Here is a 19,491-nt window from a genome sequence, read left to right as displayed (position 1 = left end):
GAGGACTGCGGTCGTGACGGAGGAGAGCGACGGGACCGGTGAGCCGGACGACGGCCGGGAAGGGCACGCCCCGGGACGGCGGGGACGGCGGCGGAAACCGCTGCCGGGCGCCGTGGGGAAGCACAAGCCGGCCCAGCTCGACCGCTACGGGCGCGCGGTCCGCACTGCCCTCCGCGACAACGCCACCGCCTACGGCTTCTCCCTCTCCGTCACGGCGGCCTACGGCCTGGTCAGCGGCGCTCAGGGCCCCGCGTCCCCGCTGGAGACGGTCACCTTCGCGGTCACGGGCGCGGCGGCGTTCCTCCTGGTGGGCCTGGCCGCGCTGCTGGGCGTACGGCCGGAGCGGCTCGGCGAGGACGAGCGCGAGCAGACCCTCAGCGGCGGCCTGGACGTGCTGTCGGTGATCGCCGCGGTGCTGACGGCCTACGCCCTCTCGCGCGTCCCCGGCTTCGCGGCCTGGCCGCTCACCGGGGTGGGCACGGTCACCGTCTACCTGCTGGTCGGCGCCCTGGACGTGCTGCTCGCCCGGGTCGCGGCGCGCCACACGTACATGGGCGAGCCGGACTGACGCCGGGCAGCCGCCCTGCTTAGGCCGCGGCAACCGTGGAACCCGTGCGGCATGGACACAGCGGCAGCGACCACCGTCTTGCTCGCGGTCACCCGCGACCACCTCATCGGCCTGGCGCCGCTGGTGATCGGGCTGGGCGCCGTCGCGGTGCTGATCGGAGCGGTGGCGTACGGGATGCGCCTGCGCAGCCGGGGCGAATACCGCAGGTCCGGCGCACCGCCGGGCCGGCCACGCGGTGCCCGCACCCATGAGGAGCACATCACCTCGCCCGACGAGATGCCGCACGACGGCCGGCGACGGTACCCGTACGAGGTGCGGGACTGGGGCGTCACCGAGTCCGACGACGCACGGGAACGGCCCAAGTGGCAGGAGGGCGGCGGCGGTTTCGGCAGCGGCGGGCCCGGACACACCGGCTGAGCCGGGCAGACGGTGCCCGCCCGGCGGTCGCCCGTCGCCGCCCACCGGCCGGACGAGACGAACAGAGCGAGCAGAGCAGGAGTGCGACAGACATGACCAAGGCACGCGACATCATGAGCCCCGGCGCCGAGTGCATCGGCACCGACGAGAGCGTCCAGCTCGCCGCGGAGAAGATGCGCCGGCTGGGCGTGGGCGCCCTCCCGATCTGCGGCCAGGACAACAAGCTCAAGGGCGTGCTCACCGACCGCGACATCACCGTGAAGGTGCTGGGCGCGGGCCGGGACCCGCAGACCACGCCCGCGGGCGAGCTGGCCCAGGGCGAGGCGGTGACCATCGGGGCCGACGACGACGCCGAGGAGGTCATGGCCACCATGACCCAGCACAAGGTGCGGCGGCTGCCCGTGATCGACGGACACGACCTGGTCGGCATGGTCGCGCAGGCGGACGTCGCCCGGGCCCTGCCGGACCCGGAGGTCGGCGACCTGCTCGAGGCGCTGTCCACCGACTGACCCGCCCCGCCCGGCAGGACGACGCGGCGGAACGCTCCGGCGCGGCACCCCGCGGGGTGCCGCGCCGTAAGCGTGCCCGCCGATCCCGCCCCGCACGTGGCCGGGCCGCCGGAAGGGCGGTTTGACCCGGCCCCCGGCGCGCACTCGGCCGGTATGGACGACAGGAATCCCGATCCCGATCCCCGGACCACGCCGGGGCTCGAGCGCGGTGGTCAGGTCCCGCCCGGCGAGACGCCGCCCGCGGAGGGCAGTACGCCCGGCGCGGGTCCGCGGGAGACGCACAACCCGGTCCGCGGCTGGGCCAGGACGCCGCTGCTCGTCCTGGCGGTCCTCGTGATCGTGTTCGTCGTCTACTTCCTGGCCTGGGCGGTGCTCCTCTGAACCGGAGCCACGAGATCACGGAGGCCCCGCATGGGAGGCCGCAGGACGCTACTGACCGGCTGGTTCAGCTTCCTGCACGGAGAGATCACGGCCGGCGACACGCTCGCGCTGCGCCATGTGCAGGCGATGCTGGACAGTGCCGGCATCGAGTACGACACCGCCTGGAGCCCCGGGTTCCGCTCCGGCGCGCTCTCCCTGGATACGGCGGACCCGGAGGACTACTCGCGGCTGCTCTTCATCTGCGGACCGCTGCACGGCCCGCAGATCGCGGCGCTGCACGAGCGTTTCGCGCACTGCTACCGGGTGGCGGTGGGCACCACCACGATCGACCCCGGCGACCGCGCGGTGAGCGGCTTCCACCGGGTACTGGGCCGGGACGGGCCGGGCAGCCTGCGGGACCGGCTGGACCTCGCCGCCGGGGCGCCACCGGAGGAGACGGTGCCGGTCACCGGCGTGGTGCTCACCGGCGGCCAGCGGGAGTACGGGCGGCTGCGCCGGCACGACAGGGTCGCGGAGACGGTCACCACGTGGCTCGCGGGCAAGGACTGCGCACGGCTGGAGGTCGACACCCGGCTGGACGCCGGGGACTGGCGGCACTGCGCCAGCGCGGGTCAGTACCTCTCCGTGGTGCAGCGGCTGGACGTCGTGGTCACCGACCGGCTGCACGGGCTGGTCCTCGCGCTCCGCTGCGGCGTGCCGGCGCTCGCCGTGGACCCGGTCGAGGGCGGGGCGAAGGTCACCGCCCAGGCCCGGGTGTGCCGCTGGCCGGCCCTGGTGCCGGTGGAAGGGCTGGACCGCGCACGCCTGGAGCAGTGGTGGCGCTGGTGCCTGGGCACGGGGAGGGAGCTGGCGGAGCGGCGCAGCCTGGAGTTCCGGGCCCGGCGGCCTGTCGGCTGAGCCGCACCCGGAGGCGGCGCGGAGGAATCGGCGCGGCCGTGCCGGGTACCGCCGAGGGGTGACCTCGGATACCGCCGAGGACGACCCGCACCACGCCGGACGAGGAGGCGAGCACCATGCCGGAGCCCGGCAGCCACGAGTACGACAAGAAGCGGAAGCATCTGCGCAAGAACGCCGAGAAGGAGGGCATTCCCGACCGGCACGCCAACGCGGAGGCGAAGAAGCGGCTGGAACAGGACCCCGAGTACCGGCCCACGGGGCCGCACACGGAGCGCGGCCGCGGCCCCAAGGGTGAGCGCGAGTGACGACGGCCCCCGGCTGAGGGCGGTACCGGCGAGGCGTCCCCGGGACACCCGGGGGCGCTCTTGTGCGCGCCGCCGGGCGCCGGGACGGCGGCTGCGGGGCGGGGCCCGGGCGCAGCGCGGCGGCCCGGGACGTGTCCCGGCGCGGCACGGCGCTCAGGGCGCTGCGCGCACCCGCTTCGCCGTCTCCTCCAGGCGGCCGCCCGGCAGCCGGGTGCGCAGCGGAGGGGTCGCCATGCCCGCGTGCTCGCGGAGGCCGCGGACGAACTCCCGGAGCGCGTCCGTGCTCGAGTGCCGGGGGTACCAGTGCAGTTCCTCCCGCGCCCGGGAGGTGTCCATCAGCGGCAGTCGCAGCACCGCGTCGAAGAGGTGCGGCGAGGCGGGCACCATCCGCGTGCGCCATCCCGCGCGCAGCGCGGCCCGTACGGCCGCCGCGGGCACCCGCACCGGGCGCGCGTCGAACATGCGGCCGAGTTCGGTGGCGTCCACGACGGGCTCGGCCGCCAGGTTGAAGGCCCCGTGCACGGTGCTGGTGGCGGCCTCCCGGACCGCGTCCGCCGCGTCGTCCGTGTGCATCGTCTGGAACCGCAGGCCCGGTACGTCGGGCACCACGGGCAGCAGTTCCGGGCGCGCGAGCCACTGCGGGAGCAGCGGTCCGGCGAAGAGCCGGCGCTGCTCGGCGGCGGCCTCCCGCTTGAAGAGGAAGCCCGGACGCATCCGGACCACCCGGATCCACGGGTACCGGCGTTCGAAACCGTCCAGATAACGCTCCAGGTAGGCCTTCTCGCGACAGTAGGCGGCGTCCGGCCAGCCGTGGGTGGGCCAGGACTCGTCCACCTTCCGGTCCTTGGGGCCCGGGGAGTAGGCGCCCACGGAGGAGGCGTGGATCAGCGCCGGGACGGCCGCGTCGGCCGCGGCCTCGTACACCCGGACGGACCCCAGGACGTTGGTGCGCCAGGTGAGCACCGGCCGGTGCGTCGGCTGGAACAGCCAGGCGAGGTGGACCACCACGTCCATCGCCCGGAAGAGTTCGGCCAGCCGGGCCTCCGTCACGATGTCGGCACTCACCCAGGTGGTCTTCGGCGGCTGCCAGGACGGTACCCGGCGCGCCAGCCCGATCACCCTGCCGATCCGGTCGTCGCCGGCCAGGGCGTCGACCACGCTGGTGCCGAAGTTGCCGGTCGCGCCGACCACGGCCACGTTCAGGCCGTCGAGTCCGCCCGTGCGGGCGCAGGACGCGACCACGCCCGCCACGTCCGACCAGGCGGCCGGTTCCTTCCGCCGCGGGTCGCCCGCCGCGCGTGCGGCGCCGCCCTGAGCCATCGGTCCACCTCCGTTCGGGGGAGCACCGGGACACCCGGAAGGCCCAGTGGGCCGGGACACCCGGCGAGAGCGCCGGGTACCCCGGCCCCCGGGGCGGAAACGGAGGGTTTGACATGCGCGAGACGGGTTACTCCTGCGCGGATGTGCGCCGCTCGACCCGCCCTCCCCCGGCCCCCGCACCCCGCGACACGCCACTCAGGTGGCCCGTCGGCGTGGCGGGCCACCGCCGCGGACGCCCTTCGGCACGATGACGGGGGCCGCGGCCCCGCCCGGAGGCTCCTGCGCCGGTCGCGCCGCGGCCCGGGCCGCAGACCACCGAGCGGAAGGACCGGTCCCGTCCCGCTGCCGCAAGCCGCACCCGGGAGGCGTTGATGGAGTCTGCCCAGGAGGAGACGCCGCCGGCCGGGTCGGCGGCGGAGAAGCGGCTGTCCACCGGCCGCAGGGTGCTCGAACTGCTGGGCACCACCGATCACAAGGTGATCGGGAACATGTACCTGGTCACCTCGTTCGTCTTCTTTCTGGCGGCCGGGCTGATGGCCATGCTGATGCGGGCCGAACTGGCCCGTCCCGGCATGCAGATCGTGAACCACGACCAGTACAACGAGCTGTTCACGATCCACGGCACCATCATGATGCTGCTGTTCGCCACGCCCACCTTCGCGGGCTTCGCCAACGCCGTGATGCCACTGCAGATCGGCGCTCCGGACGTGGCCTTCCCCCGGCTGAACGCCTTCACCTACTGGGTCTTCCTGTTCGGCGGCCTGATGGTGGTCGGCGGCTTCCTGACCTCCACCGGTGCGGCGCCCTTCGGCTGGTTCGCGTACGCGCCGCTGAACCGCTCCGAGTACAGCCCGGGCACCGGCGGCGACCTGTGGACCATGGGCCTGGTGGTGGCGGGTCTGAGCACCATCCTCGGCTCCGTCAACTTCATCACCACCATCATCTGCCTGCGGGCCCCCGGCATGACGCTCTTCCGGATGCCGATCTTCACCTGGAACGTGCTCTTCACCTCGATCCTGGCACTGCTCGCCTTCCCGGTGCTGAGCGCGGCGCTGCTGGCGCTGGAGGCGGACCGGCAGTTCGGGGCGCACGTCTTCGACGCCGCGAACGGCGGCGCGCTGCTCTGGCAGCACCTCTTCTGGTTCTTCGGCCATCCCGAGGTGTACATCGTCGCGCTGCCCTTCTTCGGGGTGGTCACCGAGATCATCCCGGTGTTCAGCCGGAAGCCGATCTTCGGCTACATCGGCCTGGTGGGCGCCACCATGCTCATCACCGGGCTCTCCGCGACCGTCTGGGCGCACCACATGTTCGCCACCGGCGCCGTGCTGCTGCCGTTCTTCTCCTTCATGTCGTTCCTCATCGCGGTGCCGACGGGCGTGAAGTTCTTCAACTGGATCGGCACCATGTGGAGGGGCTCGCTCTCCTTCGAGACCCCGATGCTGTGGTCCATCGGGTTCCTGGTCACCTTCCTGCTCGGCGGCCTCTCCGGGGTGCTGGTCGCCTCGCCGCCGCTGGACTTCCATGTGACGGACACCTACTTCGTGGTGGCCCACCTGCACTACGTGCTCTTCGGCACCATCGTGTTCGCCATGTTCGGCGGCTTCTACTTCTGGTGGCCCAAGATGACCGGCCGGATGCTGGACGAGCGCCTGGGGAAGATCCAGTTCTGGACCCTCTTCGTGGGCTTCCAGGGCACGTTCCTGGTGCACCACTGGCTCGGTGAACAGGGTATGCCGCGCCGGTACGCCGACTACCTGGCGGCCGACGGCTTCACCCTGCTCAACACCGTCTCCAGCATCAGCGCCTTCCTGCTGGGGCTCTCCACGCTGCCGTTCCTCTACAACGTCTGGAAGTCCGCCCGGTACGGCGAGAAGGTGACCGTCGACGACCCGTGGGGCTACGGCCGGTCGCTGGAGTGGGCCACCACCTGTCCGCCGCCGCGGCACAACTTCCACGCGCTGCCGCGCATCCGCTCCGAGAGCCCCGCCTTCGACCTGCACCACCCCGAGGTCAGCGAGACCGGCTCGCCCCGCCCCCACCGGGGCCCGTACCGGGACGCCACCACCGCACCGCAGGAGGACACCCGGTGAAACTCGAAGCCCTGGTCTTCGCCGGCGTGGCGGTCTTCTTCGGCATCGTCGCCACCGGCTACGCCACGAACCACCTGGAACCCGTCGGCACGGTCGCGCTGACCGTCTCCTGCCTGATGGCCGCGCTGATCTCCGCCTTCTGCTGGCGGCAGCACCTGAAGCGGGGCACCCGGCTCCAGGACCGGAAGGACGCCCGCGTCCAGGAGGGCGTGGGCCACCTGGACTTCTTCCCGCCGAAGAGCTACGCGCCGGTGATCACCGCGCTGGGCGCGGCCGTGCTGGCGACCGGGGTCGTCTACGGCGTCTGGCTCGCCTGCATCGGGGTGGGCGTCCTCGCCCCCGGGGTGGCCGCGTTCGCCTTCGAGTTCACCCACCGCTCGGCCTGAGGAGAGGAGTGCCGTGTCGCCGCTGAAGCGGAGGAAGAGCGTCCCGGCAACGACGGCCGGGCACCTCGCCGAGGAGAGCTACCGGGCCGTGGACCGCCGGCTCCCCGCGTCCGAGGGGGCCGGGCTGCTGCGGAAGGCCTTCCCGGACCACTGGTCCTTCCTGCTGGGCGAGCTGGCGCTGTACAGCCTGCTGGTGCTGGTCCTCACCGGCGTGTACCTCACCTTCTTCTTCGACCCCAGCATGACGGAGGTGGTGTACCACGGCGACCACGTGCCCCTCCAGGGGGTACGGATGTCCGAGGCGTACGCCTCCACCATCGACATCAGCTTCGACGTGCGCGGCGGGCTGCTGACCCGGCAGATCCACCACTGGGCCGCGCTGGTCTTCGTCGCGGCCATCGGCGTGCACCTGCTGCGCATCTTCTTCACCGGCGCGTTCCGCCGGCCGCGGGAGGCGAACTGGGTGCTCGGCGTGACGCTGTTCATCCTCGCGGTGGTGGAGGGGTTCGCCGGCTACTCGCTGCCGGACGACCTGCTCTCCGGGACGGGCCTGCGCATCGCGCAGGGCATCATGACCTCGATCCCGGTGGTCGGCACCTATGTCGCCTTCTTCGTCTTCGGCGGGCAGTACCCGGGGCACGACATCATCCCGCGGCTGTACGTCACGCACATCCTGCTGGTGCCGGGCATCCTGATCGCCCTGGTCGTCGTCCACCTGGTGCTGGTGGTCTACCTCAAGCACACCCAGTGGGCGAAGCCCGGGCGCACCAACCGGAACGCGGTCGGGCAGCCGATGGTCCCGCACTTCACCGCCAAGTCCGCCGGGCTGTCCTTCCTGGTCTTCGGTGTGCTCACGGTGATGGCCGGGACCGTCCAGATCAATCCGGTCTGGGTCTACGGGCCGTACGACCCGAGCCAGATCAGCATGTTCTCCCAGCCGGACTGGTACGTCGGGTTCCTGGAGGGCTCGCTGCGGCTGATGCCGCCGTTCGAGACGCATGTGCTCGGCCACACGATCATGTGGAACGTCTTCGTGCCCGCGGTGCTGCTGCCGGCACTGCTCTTCCTCTGCCTGTTCGTCTATCCCTTCTTCGAGAGATGGGTGACCGGCGACGACGAGGAGCACCACCTGCTGGACCGGCCGCGGAACCGGCCCACCCGCACCGGGCTCGGCGTCGCCGGGGTGACCTTCTACGCGGTGCTGCTGATGGCCGGCGGCAACGACGTGCTCGCCGTGGTCTTCCAGGTCTCGGTGAACGCGCTGACCTGGACGTTCCGCATCTCGCTCGTCGTGGCCCCGGTGCTGGCGTACCTGCTGACCAAACGGGTCTGCCTCGCCCTGCAGGCCGCCGACCGGCAGCGGCTGGAGGAGGGGGAGGAGACCGGTCAGGTCCATGTCAGCGTGGAGGGCGGCATGGCGGAGACCCACACCTCGCTCCCGGCCGAGCGGGCCCACCACATCCTGGTCCGGGAGCAACCGCGCCCGCTGACGCTCGCGCAGCTCGGCGCGGGCCACCGGCCCACCCGGCGGCAGCGGCTGCGGGTGCGGCTGAGCCAGTGGTTCCACCACGACAGCGTGGACTTCACGGTGGCGCCCGGCCCGCGCCGCGAGATCGCGCGGCGGCTGGCGGGGCCGCGGCACGCCGGCCCCGGCGAGACCGAGGACCAGGGAGAGCGCGCGGCGGACTGAGACCGGCGCCGCCCGGGCGGGCGCCGGGCCGGGGCCCGGGGTTTCGCCCGGGCCCCCGCGGGTTACCGGGGGACCCGTTCCGGAACGGTGCGCGCGGACGCGGCGGCACCGCCCGTCACCGACGGAAGGGGCCCGCCATGACCGCACCGGCGCCGGTCGGCGTCGTCGTCGCCACCAGGAACCGCGCGGAGCGCCTGGCGACCGCCCTGGAGCGCCTGCGGGATCTGCCCGAGCGCCCCCCGGTGGTCGTGGTCGACAACGCCTCCCGGGACCGCACCGCCTCCCTGGTCGCCGGGGAGCACCCGGAGGTACGGCTGATCCGGCTGGCCCGCAACCGGGGCGCCGTGGCCCGGAACGACGGGGTGGCGGCCCTCGACACCCCGTACGTGGCGTTCAGCGACGACGACTCCTGGTGGGCCCCCGGCGCACTGCGGACCGCCGCCGGCCTGCTGGACCGCCATCCCCGGCTGGGACTGGTCGCCGCGGGGGTGCGGGTCGGCGAGGCGGCCGTCCCGGACCCGCTGGACGCCGTCCTGGCCGCGTCCCCGCTGCCGCCCGACCCCACCCTGCCGGGCCCCGCGGTGCTGGGCTTCCTCGCCTGTGCGGCCGTGGTGCGGCGGTCCGCCTTCCTGGACGCGGGCGGCTTCCATCCGCTGCTCTTCTTCGGCGCGGAGGAGACCCTGCTCGCGTACGACCTGGCGGCGCGCGGCTGGGGCGTCGCGCACTGCCCCGAGGTGGTCGCCCACCACCACCCCTCCCCCGGCGGCCGCGGCGACCGCCCGGTCCTGGTGCGCCGCAACGAACTGCTGACGGCGTGGCTGCGGCGCCCGCTGCCGCTGGCGCTGCGCCGCACGGCGGCGCTCGCCGCCGACGGCCGCCACGACCCCGCGGCCCGGCGGGCGCTGGGTGGGGCCCTGCTGCGGCTGCCGTCCGCGCTGCGCCGGCGCTCCCCGCTGCCGCCACGGGTGGAGGCGGCCGCCCGCCGGGTGGAGCGGCAGCGGGAGGAGGCCCCCGCCCATGCCGGATGACCGGGTCAGTGTCGTCGTCATCACCCACGACCGGCGGGAGAGCCTGCTGCGCACTCTGGACCGGCTCGCCGCCCTGCCCGAGCGGCCGCCGGTGCTGGTGGTGGACAACGCCTCCACGGACGGCACCGCGGACGCGGTGGCCCGGCACCACCCCGGGATGCGGTTGCTGCGCTGCCCGGAGAACCTGGGGGCGGTGGGGCGCAACCTGGCGGCCCGCCAGGTGACGACCCCGTATCTCGCCTTCTGCGACGACGACACCTGGTGGGAGCCGGGTTCGCTGGCGCGCGCCGCCGGCCTGCTGGACCCGCGCCCGCGGCTGGCCGGGGTGACCGCACGCATCGTGGTGCAACCGCGCGGCACCGAGGACCCGGTGGTGCGGGAGCTGCGGGACTCGCCGCTGCGCGGGCCGTCCTGGCTGCCCGGGCCGCCGCTGGGCTCGTTCCTCGCCGCCGCGACCGTACTGCGCACCGACGCCTTCCGCGCCGCGGGCGGCTTCTCGCCGCGGCTGCGGCTGGGCGGCGAGGAGGAGCTGCTCGCCGCCGACCTGCTGGACCGCGGCTGGTGGCTGGCGTACGCCGAGGAGCTCACCGTGCACCACGCGCCCTCCGCGCGGGACTCCACCGCCCGGCGGATCCAGGGGCTGCGGAACACCCTGTGGTTCTGCTGGCTGCGCCGCCCGGCGGGTGCCGCGCTGCGCCGCACCTGGCATCTCGCCCGTACGGTGCCGCGGGACCGGGCGTCGCTGCGCGCCTTCGGCCGTGCCGCCGCCGGGCTGCCCTGGGTGGCGCGGGAGCGGCGCGTGGTCTCCCCCGGGGTGGAGCACCAGCTCCGCCTGCTGGAACGCGCCCAGCGCAGGTCGGCAGCCCGCCGTTACGTGGGCTGAGCGACCGCGGTGACCGCCCCCCGCGGTGGTGGCGGGACCGCGAACGCGGCCGGAACGTGGTTGAACACGGAATATCCTGATTCGAACCGGTTCTCCCGGGTACTGCGGTGAGGCATCGGTCGGTGACTCCCGGCCGTTGACTGCACGACCCCGGCGGGCGTCCCCCGCCGGCCCACGCGTCGGACGCCTGTGGCGCCACAGCGGCGCAGAGGGGAGACCGTCCATGAAGGCTGCTGCCACCGCCCCCCGTTGGGAACACGCCGTGGTCACCGGCGGAGCCGGCTTCCTCGGCTCTCATCTGTGCACCGCACTGCTCACCGAGGGGACCGCCGTCACCTGTGTCGACGACTTCTGCACCGGCTCCCCCGAGAACGTCGCACACCTGACCGGCCGGCCCGGGTTCCGGCTGCTGGAGGCCGACGTGAGCCGCCCGTTCGACGTCGAGCGCCCGGCCGACCTGGTGCTGCACTTCGCCTCCCCGGCCTCGCCCGCCGACTACCTCCGGCTCCCGCTGCACACCATGGAGACCGGCAGCTCCGGCACCCGCAACGCGCTGGCCCTGGCCCGCCGGTACGGCGCCCGCTTCCTGCTGGCCTCCACCTCCGAGGCGTACGGCGATCCGCAGCAGCACCCGCAGAGCGAGCAGTACTGGGGCAACGTCAACCCCGTGGGCCCGCGCAGCGTCTACGACGAGGCCAAGCGCTTCGGCGAGGCGCTGACCACCGCGGAGGCGGGCGCCCACGGCACGGACACCGGCATCGTGCGGCTGTTCAACACCTACGGTCCCCGGATGCGCGGCTACGACGGCCGCGCCGTGCCCACCTTCGTACGGCAGGCGCTCGCCGGGGAGCCGCTGACGGTCACCGGCGACGGGCGGCAGACCCGCTCCCTGTGCTACGTCGACGACACCGTGCGCGGGGTGCTCGCCATGGCCGCCTCCGACCTGCTGGGACCGGTGAACATCGGAAACCCGGACGAGATCAGCATGCACGACCTGGCCCGCAGGGTCATCGCGCTGGCGGACTCCCGGTCGGAGGTCTCCTTCACCGAACGTCCCACCGACGACCCGGCGGTCCGGTGCCCCGACATCACCCTCGCCCGCGGCAAGCTCCAGTGGCAGCCGGAGGTGCCGGTGGACGAGGGCCTGTCCCGCACCATCGCCTGGCACCGCGCCCACGACCCGGGCTGACCCCCCGGCAGACCGCACGGCCCCGCACGGACCGCGCAGAACGGCGCGGGCGGGCGGCCGTCCGGCGGCGGAGCCCGGAGCACCGGTGCGGCACCCCCGTCGTCGCCGCCGTCCGCCCCTCCGCACCGCCGTTCCGGCCCGGTCGCCGTCCCCGGACGCTCCTTCCTCGAAAGGCCCGCCCATGCGGATACTCGGCATCAACGCCCTCTTCCACGACCCCGCCGCCGCTCTCGTGGTGGACGGGCGCACCGTCGCGGCCGCGGAGGAGGAGCGGTTCTCCCGGCGCAAGCACGGCAAGCGCCCCGTGCCCTTCGCCGCCTGGGAGCTCCCGGAACAGGCGGCCGCCTGGTGCCTGCGGGAGGCCGGGCTCCGGCCGCAGGACCTGGACGCCGTGGCGTACTCCTTCGACCCGGCGCTGGCCCGGCCCGCCGACGCGATGGGCCTCGACGACCCCTGGGACTCCCTCCGGCTGACCTACGCCCGCGAGGTACCCGGCTTCCTGCGCACCGCCCTGCCCGGGCTGGACCCGGAACGCGTCCGCTTCGTGCCGCACCACATGGCGCACGCCGCCTCCTGCGCGCTCGCCGCACCCGCGGAGGCGTCCTCGTCAGAGCCGTCGGCGGCGGTGCTCGTGCTGGACGGCCGCGGCGAGGCGACCTCCCACCTGGCCGGCCGCCGCCGCGGCGACCGGATCGAGCCGCTGCACGGGCAGGAGCTGCCGCACTCGCTGGGCCTGGTCTACGAGGAACTGACGGAGCATCTGGGCTTCCTCCGCTCCTCCGACGAGTACAAGGTGATGGCGCTCGCCTCCTACGGCCGCCCGCGGATGCTCGCCGAGCTGCGCCGCCACGTGTACCCCACGGGCGACGGCGGCTTCCGTGCCGCCGGGGTGCCCTGGAGCGAGCTGTGCGCCCCGCGGCGGCCGGGCGAGGCGTGGTCCCAGGACCACGCCGATCTGGCCGCCAGCGCCCAGCTCTGCCTGGAGGAGACCCTGCTGGACCTGGTCCGCTGGCTGCACGGACGCACCGGCGACCGGCTGCTCACCATGGCCGGCGGGGTGGCGCTCAACTGCGTGGCGAACAGCCGGATCGCCCGCGAGGGCCCCTTCGACCGGGTGTGGGTGCAGCCGGCCGCCGGCGACGCGGGCACCGCGCTCGGCAGCGCCCTGCAGGCCGCGGCGGACGACGGGGACCGGCCCGAGCCGATGGCCGGCGCCGCCCTCGGGCGCCGCTGGTCCGACGCGGAGCTGGAGGCCTGGCTCAAGACCGCGGCCGTCCCCTTCGAACGCCCGGAGGACCTGCCCGCCGCGGTGGCCGACGCGCTGGCCGGGGACGCGATCGTCGCCTGGTTCCAGGGACGGTCGGAGTACGGGCCGCGGGCGCTGGGCCACCGCTCGCTCCTGGCCCACCCGGGGCGCTCCGGCAACCTGGAGCGGCTCAACGACGTCAAGGGGCGGGAGCAGTTCCGGCCGGTGGCGCCGATGGTGCTCGAGGACCGCGCGGCGGAGATCTTCGACGGGCCGCTGCCCAGCCCGTACATGCTCTTCGTGCACGAGGTCGCGCCCGAGTGGCGGGAACGCATCCCGGCCGTCGTCCACGTCGACGGCACCGCGCGGATCCAGACGGTCGACGCGGAGAGCGAACCGCTGGTGGCCCGCATGCTGGAGGACTTCGAACGGCTGACGGGGCTTCCGGTGGTGGTCAACACCAGTCTGAACACCGCGGGCCGGCCGATGGTCGACGACCCCCGCGACGCCCTGGAGTGCTTCGGCTCGGCGCCGGTGGACGTGCTGGCCATCGGCCCCTTCCTGGTCCGGCGCAGCGCCTTCTTCGCCCACGGGCAGCCGGACGCCGCGCGCGCGGAGGCGGACCGGTGACCGCGCCCCGTAAGCCCGCGGAGGCCACCGGGCACCGCACGCACCCGGAACCCGCCTACGCCGTGGTGATCCCCACCCTCGGCCGGCCCAGCCTGAACGCCACGCTGGCCGCCCTCGCCGCGGCCGCCGGGCCCCCGCCCCGCCGGGTGGTGCTGGTGGACGACCGCCCGCACGGGGACTGCACCCCGCTGCCCGCGGAGATCCCGGAGGAGCTGCGCGCCGCCGCCGGGTCCGTCGAGATCGTCCCGGGGCGGGCCGCCGGGCCGGCCGCCGCGCGCAACGCCGGCTGGCGCGCCACCTCCGAACCCTGGGTGGCCTTCCTCGACGACGACGTGGTGCCCGGACCCGCCTGGGCCGCCGAGCTGGCCGCGGACCTCGCCGCGGCGGGCCCGGACACCGGGGGCGTCGAGGCCCGTGTCGAGGTGCCGCTGCCCCCGGACCGGCGGCCCACGGACTGGGAACGCGGCACCGCCGGGCTCGCCGGCGCCCGCTGGATCACCGCCGACATGGTCTACCGCCGGGCGGCGCTGGAGGACGCCGGCGGCTTTGACGAGCGTTTCCCCCGTGCCTTCCGGGAGGACGCGGACCTGGCACTGCGCGTCCGGGACGCGGGCTGGACCCTGGCCCGCGGCACCCGGCGCACCGTCCACCCGGTGCGCCCCTCCGACCGCTGGGCGTCGCTGCGCGCGCAGGCCGGGAACGCCGACGACGTGCTGATGCGACGGCTGCACGGCCCCGGCTGGCGGGACCGCGCGGAGGCGCCGCGAGGCCGTCTGCCGGCCCATCTCGCGGTGGTCTCCGCCGCGGTGGCGGCCGTCGCGCTGGGCGCGGCCGGCCGGCCCCGGACCGCGGCGCTGAGCGCCGGTCTGTGGCTGGGCGGCACCGCGGAGTTCGCGCTGCGGCGCATCCTGCCGGGCCCCCGGGACCGGGAGGAGGTCGTCACCATGACGCTCACCAGCCTGCTCATCCCGCCCGCCGCCGTCGCACACCGGCTGCGCGGGCTGGTACAGCACCGCCGGGCGGCCCCGACCGCCCGGCACCGCGCCGCCCGCGCCGCCGCCGCGGAGCCGCGGCGGCGCGTGCCCGGACGGGCACCGGCCCGGACGGAGGTGGGCGGGTGAACATCCTGCTGTGGCACGTGCACGGCTCCTGGACGACGGCGTTCGTCCAGGGCCCGCACACCTATCTGGTGCCGGTGCTGCCCGGCCGCGGCCCGGACGGCCTGGGCCGGGCCGCCACCTTCCCCTGGCCGGACGCGGTGATCGAGGCCACCCCGGAGGAACTGCGGGAGACACCCGTCGACCTGGTGGTGCTGCAACGCCCGCACGAGGCGGAACTCGCCGAGCGCTGGCTCGGCGGGCGGCGCCCCGGACGGGACGTCCCCGCGGTCTACCTGGAGCACAACGCCCCGGACGGGGGCGTGCCGCACACCCGGCACCCGTACGCCGACCGCGACGACCTGGTGCTCGTCCATGTCACCCACTTCAACCGGCTCTTCTGGGACAACGGCGGCACCCGCACGGCCGTGATCGAACACGGCATCGTCGACCCCGGGCAGCTCTACCGGGGCACCGAGCCGCGCGCCGCCGTCGTCGTCAACGAGCCGCTGCGCAGGGGACGGACCACCGGCACCGACCTGCTCCCGTTCTTCGCCGGCTCGGTGCCGCTGGACGTCTTCGGCATGGGCACCGGGGACCTGCCGCGGCGGCTCGGGCTCCCCGCGGAGCGGTGCCGCAGCGCGGACCTGCCGCAGGCGGAGCTGCACACGGCGATGGCCCGGCGACGGCTCTATCTGCACCCGGTGCGCTGGACCTCCCTGGGGCTGTCCCTGCTGGAGGCCATGCACCTGGGCATGCCCGTGGTCGCGCTGGCCACCACCGAGGTGGTGGAGGCCGTCCCGGAAGGCGCGGGCGCCCTGTCCACCCGGCCCGAGGTGCTCGCCCGACGGGCCCGCGACTACCTGCACGACCCGCAGGCCGCCGCCGAGGACGGCGCCCGGGCGCGGCGCGCCGCGCTCGAACGCTACGGGCTCAAGCGCTTCCTGACCGACTGGGAGCGCCTGATCGAGGAGGTGACGCGAGGATGACGCGCACACCGGAACCGCACACCGAGCCGTACTCCGTCGCGCTCGTCTCCGAACACGCCAGCCCGCTGGCGGTGCTGGGCGGTGTCGACGCGGGCGGGCAGAACGTCCATGTCGCCCACCTCGCCGGTGCGCTCGCCGACCGCGGCCACCGGGTCACCGTCTACACCCGCCGGGACGACCCCGCACCGCCGGACACCGTGCCGTTGCGGCCCGGCGTCGCGGTACGGCACGTTCCCGCGGGCCCGCCGCGGCCCGTGCCCAAGGACGAACTCCTCCCCCACATGGCCGCCTTCGGCGCGTTCCTCGCCCGGGAGTGGCGGACGGCGCCGCCGGACGTGGCGCACGCGCACTTCTGGATGTCCGGGGTGGCGACGCTGCACGCCGCACGCGAGACCGGCGTGCCGTTCGCCCACACGTACCACGCGCTGGGCAGCGTGAAGCGGCGCCACCAACGGGAGGCCGACACCTCACCGCCCGAACGCGTCGCCTGGGAGACCGAGATCGGCCGCGCCTGCGACCGGATCGTCGCCACCTGCCACGACGAGGTCGCCGAACTCCGCGCCATGGGCGTCGACCCGGACCGCGCCACCGTGGTCCCGTGCGGGGTCGACCCCGCGCACTTCTCCCCGCACGGCCCCGCCGCCGGGCGCGGCACGCTGCGCCACCGGCTGCTCCAGATCGGGCGGCTGGTGCCGCGCAAGGGCGCGGCGCTGTCCGTGGCCGCGCTGTCGCTGCTGCCCCGCGCCGAACTCGTCATCGCCGGCGGCCCGCCGGCGGCCGGGCTGGCCGGCGACCCGGAGGTGCGCCGGCTGAGCCGCCTCGCCACGGACCTGGGCGTCGCGGACCGGGTGCGGTTCGCCGGCGCGGTACCGCCCGCGGCGGTGCCCGCGCTGCTGCGCGGCGCCGACGCGGTGCTCTGCCCCGCCGACTACGAGCCGTTCGGCATCGTGCCGCTGGAGGCCATGAGCTGCGGCACGCCGGTGGTCGCCACCGCCGTCGGCGGCCACCGGGACACCGTCCGCGACCCGGAGACCGGACGGCTGGTGGCTCCCGGCTCCCCTGCGGCCCTCGCCAAGGCCGTGGCGGTGCTGCTGGCGGACCCGCAGACGCGGGCCGCCTGCGGCGCGGCCGGGCGGCGCCGGGTCCTGGACCGCTTCGGCTGGGACCGGGTGGCCGCCGCCACCGAGGCCGTCTACCACGACCTGGCCGGGGCCGCGGCGCGCACGGGCGCCCGGTCGCTGCTGACCCAGCGCGCGGCCTGACCGCGCCGCCGACCCTTTCCGTACCGCACCTGTGAAGGAGGAAGGGCCACCGCCGCCCCGCACCGGGCGGCACCGGCCCGCACCCCCCATGAGCGACACTCTTCACCAGGCGCAGGAGCACTGCCGGTCGCTGCAGACCGCGCTCCACCGCTTCCGCAGCAGCGGCCTGCCGCAGGTGACCTCCTGGGGCCGGCACCTGGCGTCCGTGCTCCCCGTGGGCGGCCGGCTGCTGGCGGCGGGGAACGGCGGCAGCGCAGCCCAGGCCCAGCACCTCACCGCCGAACTCGTGGGCCGGTACCGCACGGAGCGTCCCGCGTACTCGGCACTGGCACTGCACGCGGAGACCTCCAGCGTCACCGCGATCGGCAACGACTACGGCTTCGAGGAGCTCTACGCCCGCCAGGTCGCCGCCCACGGCCGCCCCGGAGACGTGCTGGTGCTGCTCTCCACCTCCGGCCGCAGCGGCAACCTGCTCAAGGCCGCGGACACCGGCCGGGCGGCCGGGGTGCTGGTGTGGGCCATGACCGGCCCGGCGCCCAACCCGCTGGCGGAGCGGGCGGACGACGCACTGTGCATCGAGGGCGGCAGCACGGCCACGGTGCAGGAGGCCCACCTGGTGGCGCTGCACCTGCTGTGCGAGGCGTTCGACGCGGCCGCCGCCGACGGCACGGCCGCGGTCCCGGCCGCCGCCGCACCGGCCGGCTCCCCCGCCCCCTCCACACCGGCGGCCCCGCCCGGCCCGTCCGGCCGGACCACACCGGCCGCACCCGCGGCTCCGTACGGGGTGCGGCGCCGCGGCGTCGCCTGAGGCCCGGCGGCGGACGGCGGCCGACGCGCCCGGCACACCCCCACGACCCGGAGGAATCCATGGACGACCGGCAGCCCCTCGTCGTGATCGGCGACACGCTGCTCGACCAGGACGTCGACGGAGAGGTCAACCGGCTGGCGCCGGACGCGCCGGTGCCCGTCGTGGACGTCCTGGGCGACCGCAGCAGGCCCGGCGGTGCCGGGCTCGCGGCCGCGCTGGCCGCCCGGTCCGGCCGGCCGACCGTGCTGATCACGGCGCTGGGCACCGAACCGGCCGCGGACCCGCTGCGGGCGGCGCTGGAACAGCGGGTGCGGCTGATCGAGCTGCCGCTGCGCGGCACCCTGCCCGTCAAGTCGCGGGTCCGCACCCGGAACCGGCCGCTGCTGCGCATCGACCGCGGAGACGGCGCCCCCGGCCCGCCCGGCCACGGCGTGCGGGCCGCCGTACGGGAGGTCCTCGGGGAGGCCGCGGCCGTGCTCGTCGCCGACTACGGGCGCGGTCTGGCGGACGCGCTGCGCGACGAGCTCGCGGAGGCCGCCCGACGCACCCCGGTGGTGTGGGACCCGCACCCGCGCGGCGGGCCCCCGGTGGCGGGGGTCCGGCTGGCCACGCCCAACGCCACCGAGGCGTGCGCGCTGGACACCCCCGGCGGGCGGCCCGCCGAACGGGACGGCCTGCGGACGCACGGCGCCCGCGGCGCACGGCTCGCCGAACGCTGGCGGGCCGCCACGGTGGCGGTCACCCTCGGGGAACGCGGAGCCCTGCTCACCCGGGCGGGCGGGCACAGCCCGATGTACGTGCCGACCACCCGCACCTCCGGTGGCGACCCGTGCGGCGCCGGCGACTGCTTCGCCGCCACCGCGGCAGCCGCCCTGGCGGCCGGGGGCCTGCCGGAGGAGGCGGTGCAGCTCGCCGTCTCCGAGGCGGCCGCCTTTGTCTCCTCCGGGGGCGCCGGCAACCCGGCGCTCTGGGAGGACGCCCCGGGCGGCGGACGCGGCCCCGCCCGGCGGCCCGCGGACCCGTTCGCGCTGGCGGACGCCGTACGGGCCCGGGACGGCACCGTCGTCGCCACCGGCGGCTGCTTCGACCTGCTGCACGCGGGACACGTGGGGCTGCTGGAGAACGCCCGCCGCACCGGCGACTGCCTGATCGTCTGCGTCAACTCCGACGCCTCGGTGCGCCGGCTGAAGGGCCCGGGCCGCCCGCTCAACCCGCTGGACGACCGGGTGCGGGTGCTCTCCGGGCTCAGCAGCGTGGACGCCGTCGCGGTCTTCGCCGAGGACACCCCGGAGCCGCTGCTCCGGCGGCTGCGCCCGGACATCTGGGTGAAGGGCGGCGACTACCGCGCCGACGAGCTGCCGGAGGCGGCCGCGCTGGGCGAGTGGGGCGGGCAGGCGCTGGTCCTCCCCTACCTCGACGGGCGCTCCACCACGGAGATCGCCCGGCGGGTCGCCCTCACCCGCAGCGCCCACCCGCCGCTCGCCGCGGACGAGGCCCACCCGTGACGGAGGGGGACGCGCCGGGCGCGCACCCGGAGACGTCCGCGGACCGCACCGCGGAGCCGCCGGGCCGGGACGCCCCGGCACCCGCGCGCGCGCACCGTGCGACGCGGCCCGTCCCCGTGCCGGTGACGCCCGCCCGCCCCGGGAGGCCCGGCCCACCCGGGCAGGAACGGCCCGCCGGGCCGGGAACACCCGCCGGTCCCGGGGCGCCGCACGGCTCCGGTACGGGGCCGCAGCCGGGCGTGAGCCCGCCCGGCCCGGTCCGGCGGGCGGCACCCGCGGGCCCCGCCCCGG

19 protein-coding genes are annotated in these 19,491 nt (G+C 75.7%); 18 read left to right on the top strand and 1 reads right to left on the bottom strand.

Annotated elements, in window-relative coordinates:
* Positions 1-13: 13 nt before the first annotated feature.
* From HOY81_RS06225 to HOY81_RS06200, 6 genes are all read left to right on the top strand, one after another.
* On the top strand, positions 14-568 hold the full coding sequence (locus tag HOY81_RS06225) for a hypothetical protein (RefSeq protein ID WP_237319066.1): 555 nt from the start codon (positions 14-16) through the stop codon (positions 566-568).
* 51 nt (positions 569-619) lie between these two features.
* Positions 620-985, top strand: coding sequence for a DUF6479 family protein (locus HOY81_RS06220; RefSeq protein WP_237319065.1), 366 nt, complete (start codon positions 620-622; stop codon positions 983-985).
* A gap of 92 nt (positions 986-1,077) precedes the next feature.
* Positions 1,078-1,494, top strand: a complete 417-nt coding sequence (locus tag HOY81_RS06215; protein WP_237319063.1) for a CBS domain-containing protein — start codon at positions 1,078-1,080, stop codon at positions 1,492-1,494.
* 153 nt (positions 1,495-1,647) lie between these two features.
* A complete protein-coding gene (locus HOY81_RS06210; RefSeq protein WP_237319061.1) occupies positions 1,648-1,875 on the top strand; it encodes a DUF6480 family protein in 228 nt (75 codons plus the stop codon).
* A 30-nt stretch (positions 1,876-1,905) separates the two neighbouring features.
* Positions 1,906-2,772, top strand: coding sequence for a polysaccharide pyruvyl transferase family protein (locus tag HOY81_RS06205; RefSeq protein ID WP_237319059.1), 867 nt, complete (start codon positions 1,906-1,908; stop codon positions 2,770-2,772).
* A gap of 116 nt (positions 2,773-2,888) precedes the next feature.
* Complete coding sequence (locus HOY81_RS06200; protein ID WP_237319058.1) at positions 2,889-3,077, top strand: hypothetical protein; 189 nt, start codon at positions 2,889-2,891, stop codon at positions 3,075-3,077.
* 153 nt (positions 3,078-3,230) lie between these two features.
* Here the strand turns inward: HOY81_RS06200 and HOY81_RS06195 are convergent, their stop codons facing one another.
* Positions 3,231-4,397 (bottom strand): NAD-dependent epimerase/dehydratase family protein, encoded by a 1,167-nt coding sequence (locus tag HOY81_RS06195; RefSeq protein ID WP_237319056.1) that lies wholly within the window; start codon positions 4,395-4,397, stop codon positions 3,231-3,233.
* A gap of 371 nt (positions 4,398-4,768) precedes the next feature.
* On the opposite strand from HOY81_RS06195, the gene ctaD reads away from it, so the two are divergent.
* The 12 genes from ctaD (at position 4,769) to rfaE2 (ending at position 19,200) form a co-directional block, all read left to right on the top strand.
* Positions 4,769-6,487, top strand: a complete 1,719-nt coding sequence (ctaD, locus tag HOY81_RS06190; protein ID WP_237319054.1) for a cytochrome c oxidase subunit I — start codon at positions 4,769-4,771, stop codon at positions 6,485-6,487.
* Complete coding sequence (locus HOY81_RS06185; protein WP_237319051.1) at positions 6,484-6,873, top strand: cytochrome c oxidase subunit 4; 390 nt, start codon at positions 6,484-6,486, stop codon at positions 6,871-6,873. Before ctaD ends, HOY81_RS06185 begins: the two co-directional genes overlap by 4 nt.
* 88 nt (positions 6,874-6,961) lie before the next feature.
* Positions 6,962-8,563, top strand: coding sequence for a ubiquinol-cytochrome c reductase cytochrome b subunit (locus HOY81_RS06180; RefSeq protein WP_237319203.1), 1,602 nt, complete (start codon positions 6,962-6,964; stop codon positions 8,561-8,563).
* 137 nt (positions 8,564-8,700) lie between these two features.
* Positions 8,701-9,591 (top strand): glycosyltransferase family 2 protein, encoded by an 891-nt coding sequence (locus HOY81_RS06175; RefSeq protein ID WP_237319049.1) that lies wholly within the window; start codon positions 8,701-8,703, stop codon positions 9,589-9,591.
* Positions 9,581-10,474, top strand: coding sequence for a glycosyltransferase family 2 protein (locus HOY81_RS06170; RefSeq protein ID WP_237319046.1), 894 nt, complete (start codon positions 9,581-9,583; stop codon positions 10,472-10,474). The genes HOY81_RS06175 and HOY81_RS06170 overlap by 11 nt, the downstream gene beginning before the upstream one ends.
* A gap of 223 nt (positions 10,475-10,697) precedes the next feature.
* Positions 10,698-11,663: an NAD-dependent epimerase/dehydratase family protein gene (locus tag HOY81_RS06165; RefSeq protein ID WP_237319044.1), complete on the top strand. Its 966-nt coding sequence runs from the start codon at positions 10,698-10,700 to the stop codon at positions 11,661-11,663.
* A gap of 181 nt (positions 11,664-11,844) precedes the next feature.
* Positions 11,845-13,539 carry a carbamoyltransferase C-terminal domain-containing protein gene (locus HOY81_RS06160; protein WP_237319043.1) on the top strand — a complete coding sequence of 565 codons (1,695 nt, stop codon included), beginning with the start codon at positions 11,845-11,847 and terminating at the stop codon, positions 13,537-13,539.
* Positions 13,536-14,660, top strand: a complete 1,125-nt coding sequence (locus HOY81_RS06155; RefSeq protein ID WP_237319041.1) for a glycosyltransferase family 2 protein — start codon at positions 13,536-13,538, stop codon at positions 14,658-14,660. The genes HOY81_RS06160 and HOY81_RS06155 overlap by 4 nt, the downstream gene beginning before the upstream one ends.
* Positions 14,657-15,625 carry a glycosyltransferase gene (locus tag HOY81_RS06150; RefSeq protein WP_237319040.1) on the top strand — a complete coding sequence of 323 codons (969 nt, stop codon included), beginning with the start codon at positions 14,657-14,659 and terminating at the stop codon, positions 15,623-15,625. The genes HOY81_RS06155 and HOY81_RS06150 overlap by 4 nt, the downstream gene beginning before the upstream one ends.
* Entirely contained in the window at positions 15,622-16,887 is a 1,266-nt protein-coding gene (locus HOY81_RS06145) for a glycosyltransferase (protein WP_237319039.1), read from the top strand. The genes HOY81_RS06150 and HOY81_RS06145 overlap by 4 nt, the downstream gene beginning before the upstream one ends.
* Before the next feature lie 88 nt (positions 16,888-16,975).
* Positions 16,976-17,695, top strand: a complete 720-nt coding sequence (locus HOY81_RS06140) for an SIS domain-containing protein (protein WP_237319037.1) — start codon at positions 16,976-16,978, stop codon at positions 17,693-17,695.
* Positions 17,696-17,754: 59 nt separating this feature from the next.
* A complete protein-coding gene (gene rfaE2 / locus HOY81_RS06135; protein WP_237319035.1) occupies positions 17,755-19,200 on the top strand; it encodes a D-glycero-beta-D-manno-heptose 1-phosphate adenylyltransferase in 1,446 nt (481 codons plus the stop codon).
* Positions 19,201-19,491: the final 291 nt, after the last annotated feature.

The organism is Streptomyces sp. JJ36, assembly GCF_021696945.1.
In the GTDB taxonomy this organism is placed as follows: Bacteria; Actinomycetota; Actinomycetes; order Streptomycetales; family Streptomycetaceae; genus Streptomyces.
Note: the sequence above shows the minus strand (reverse complement) of the source record. Positions and strands in the feature narration are given on the sequence as shown.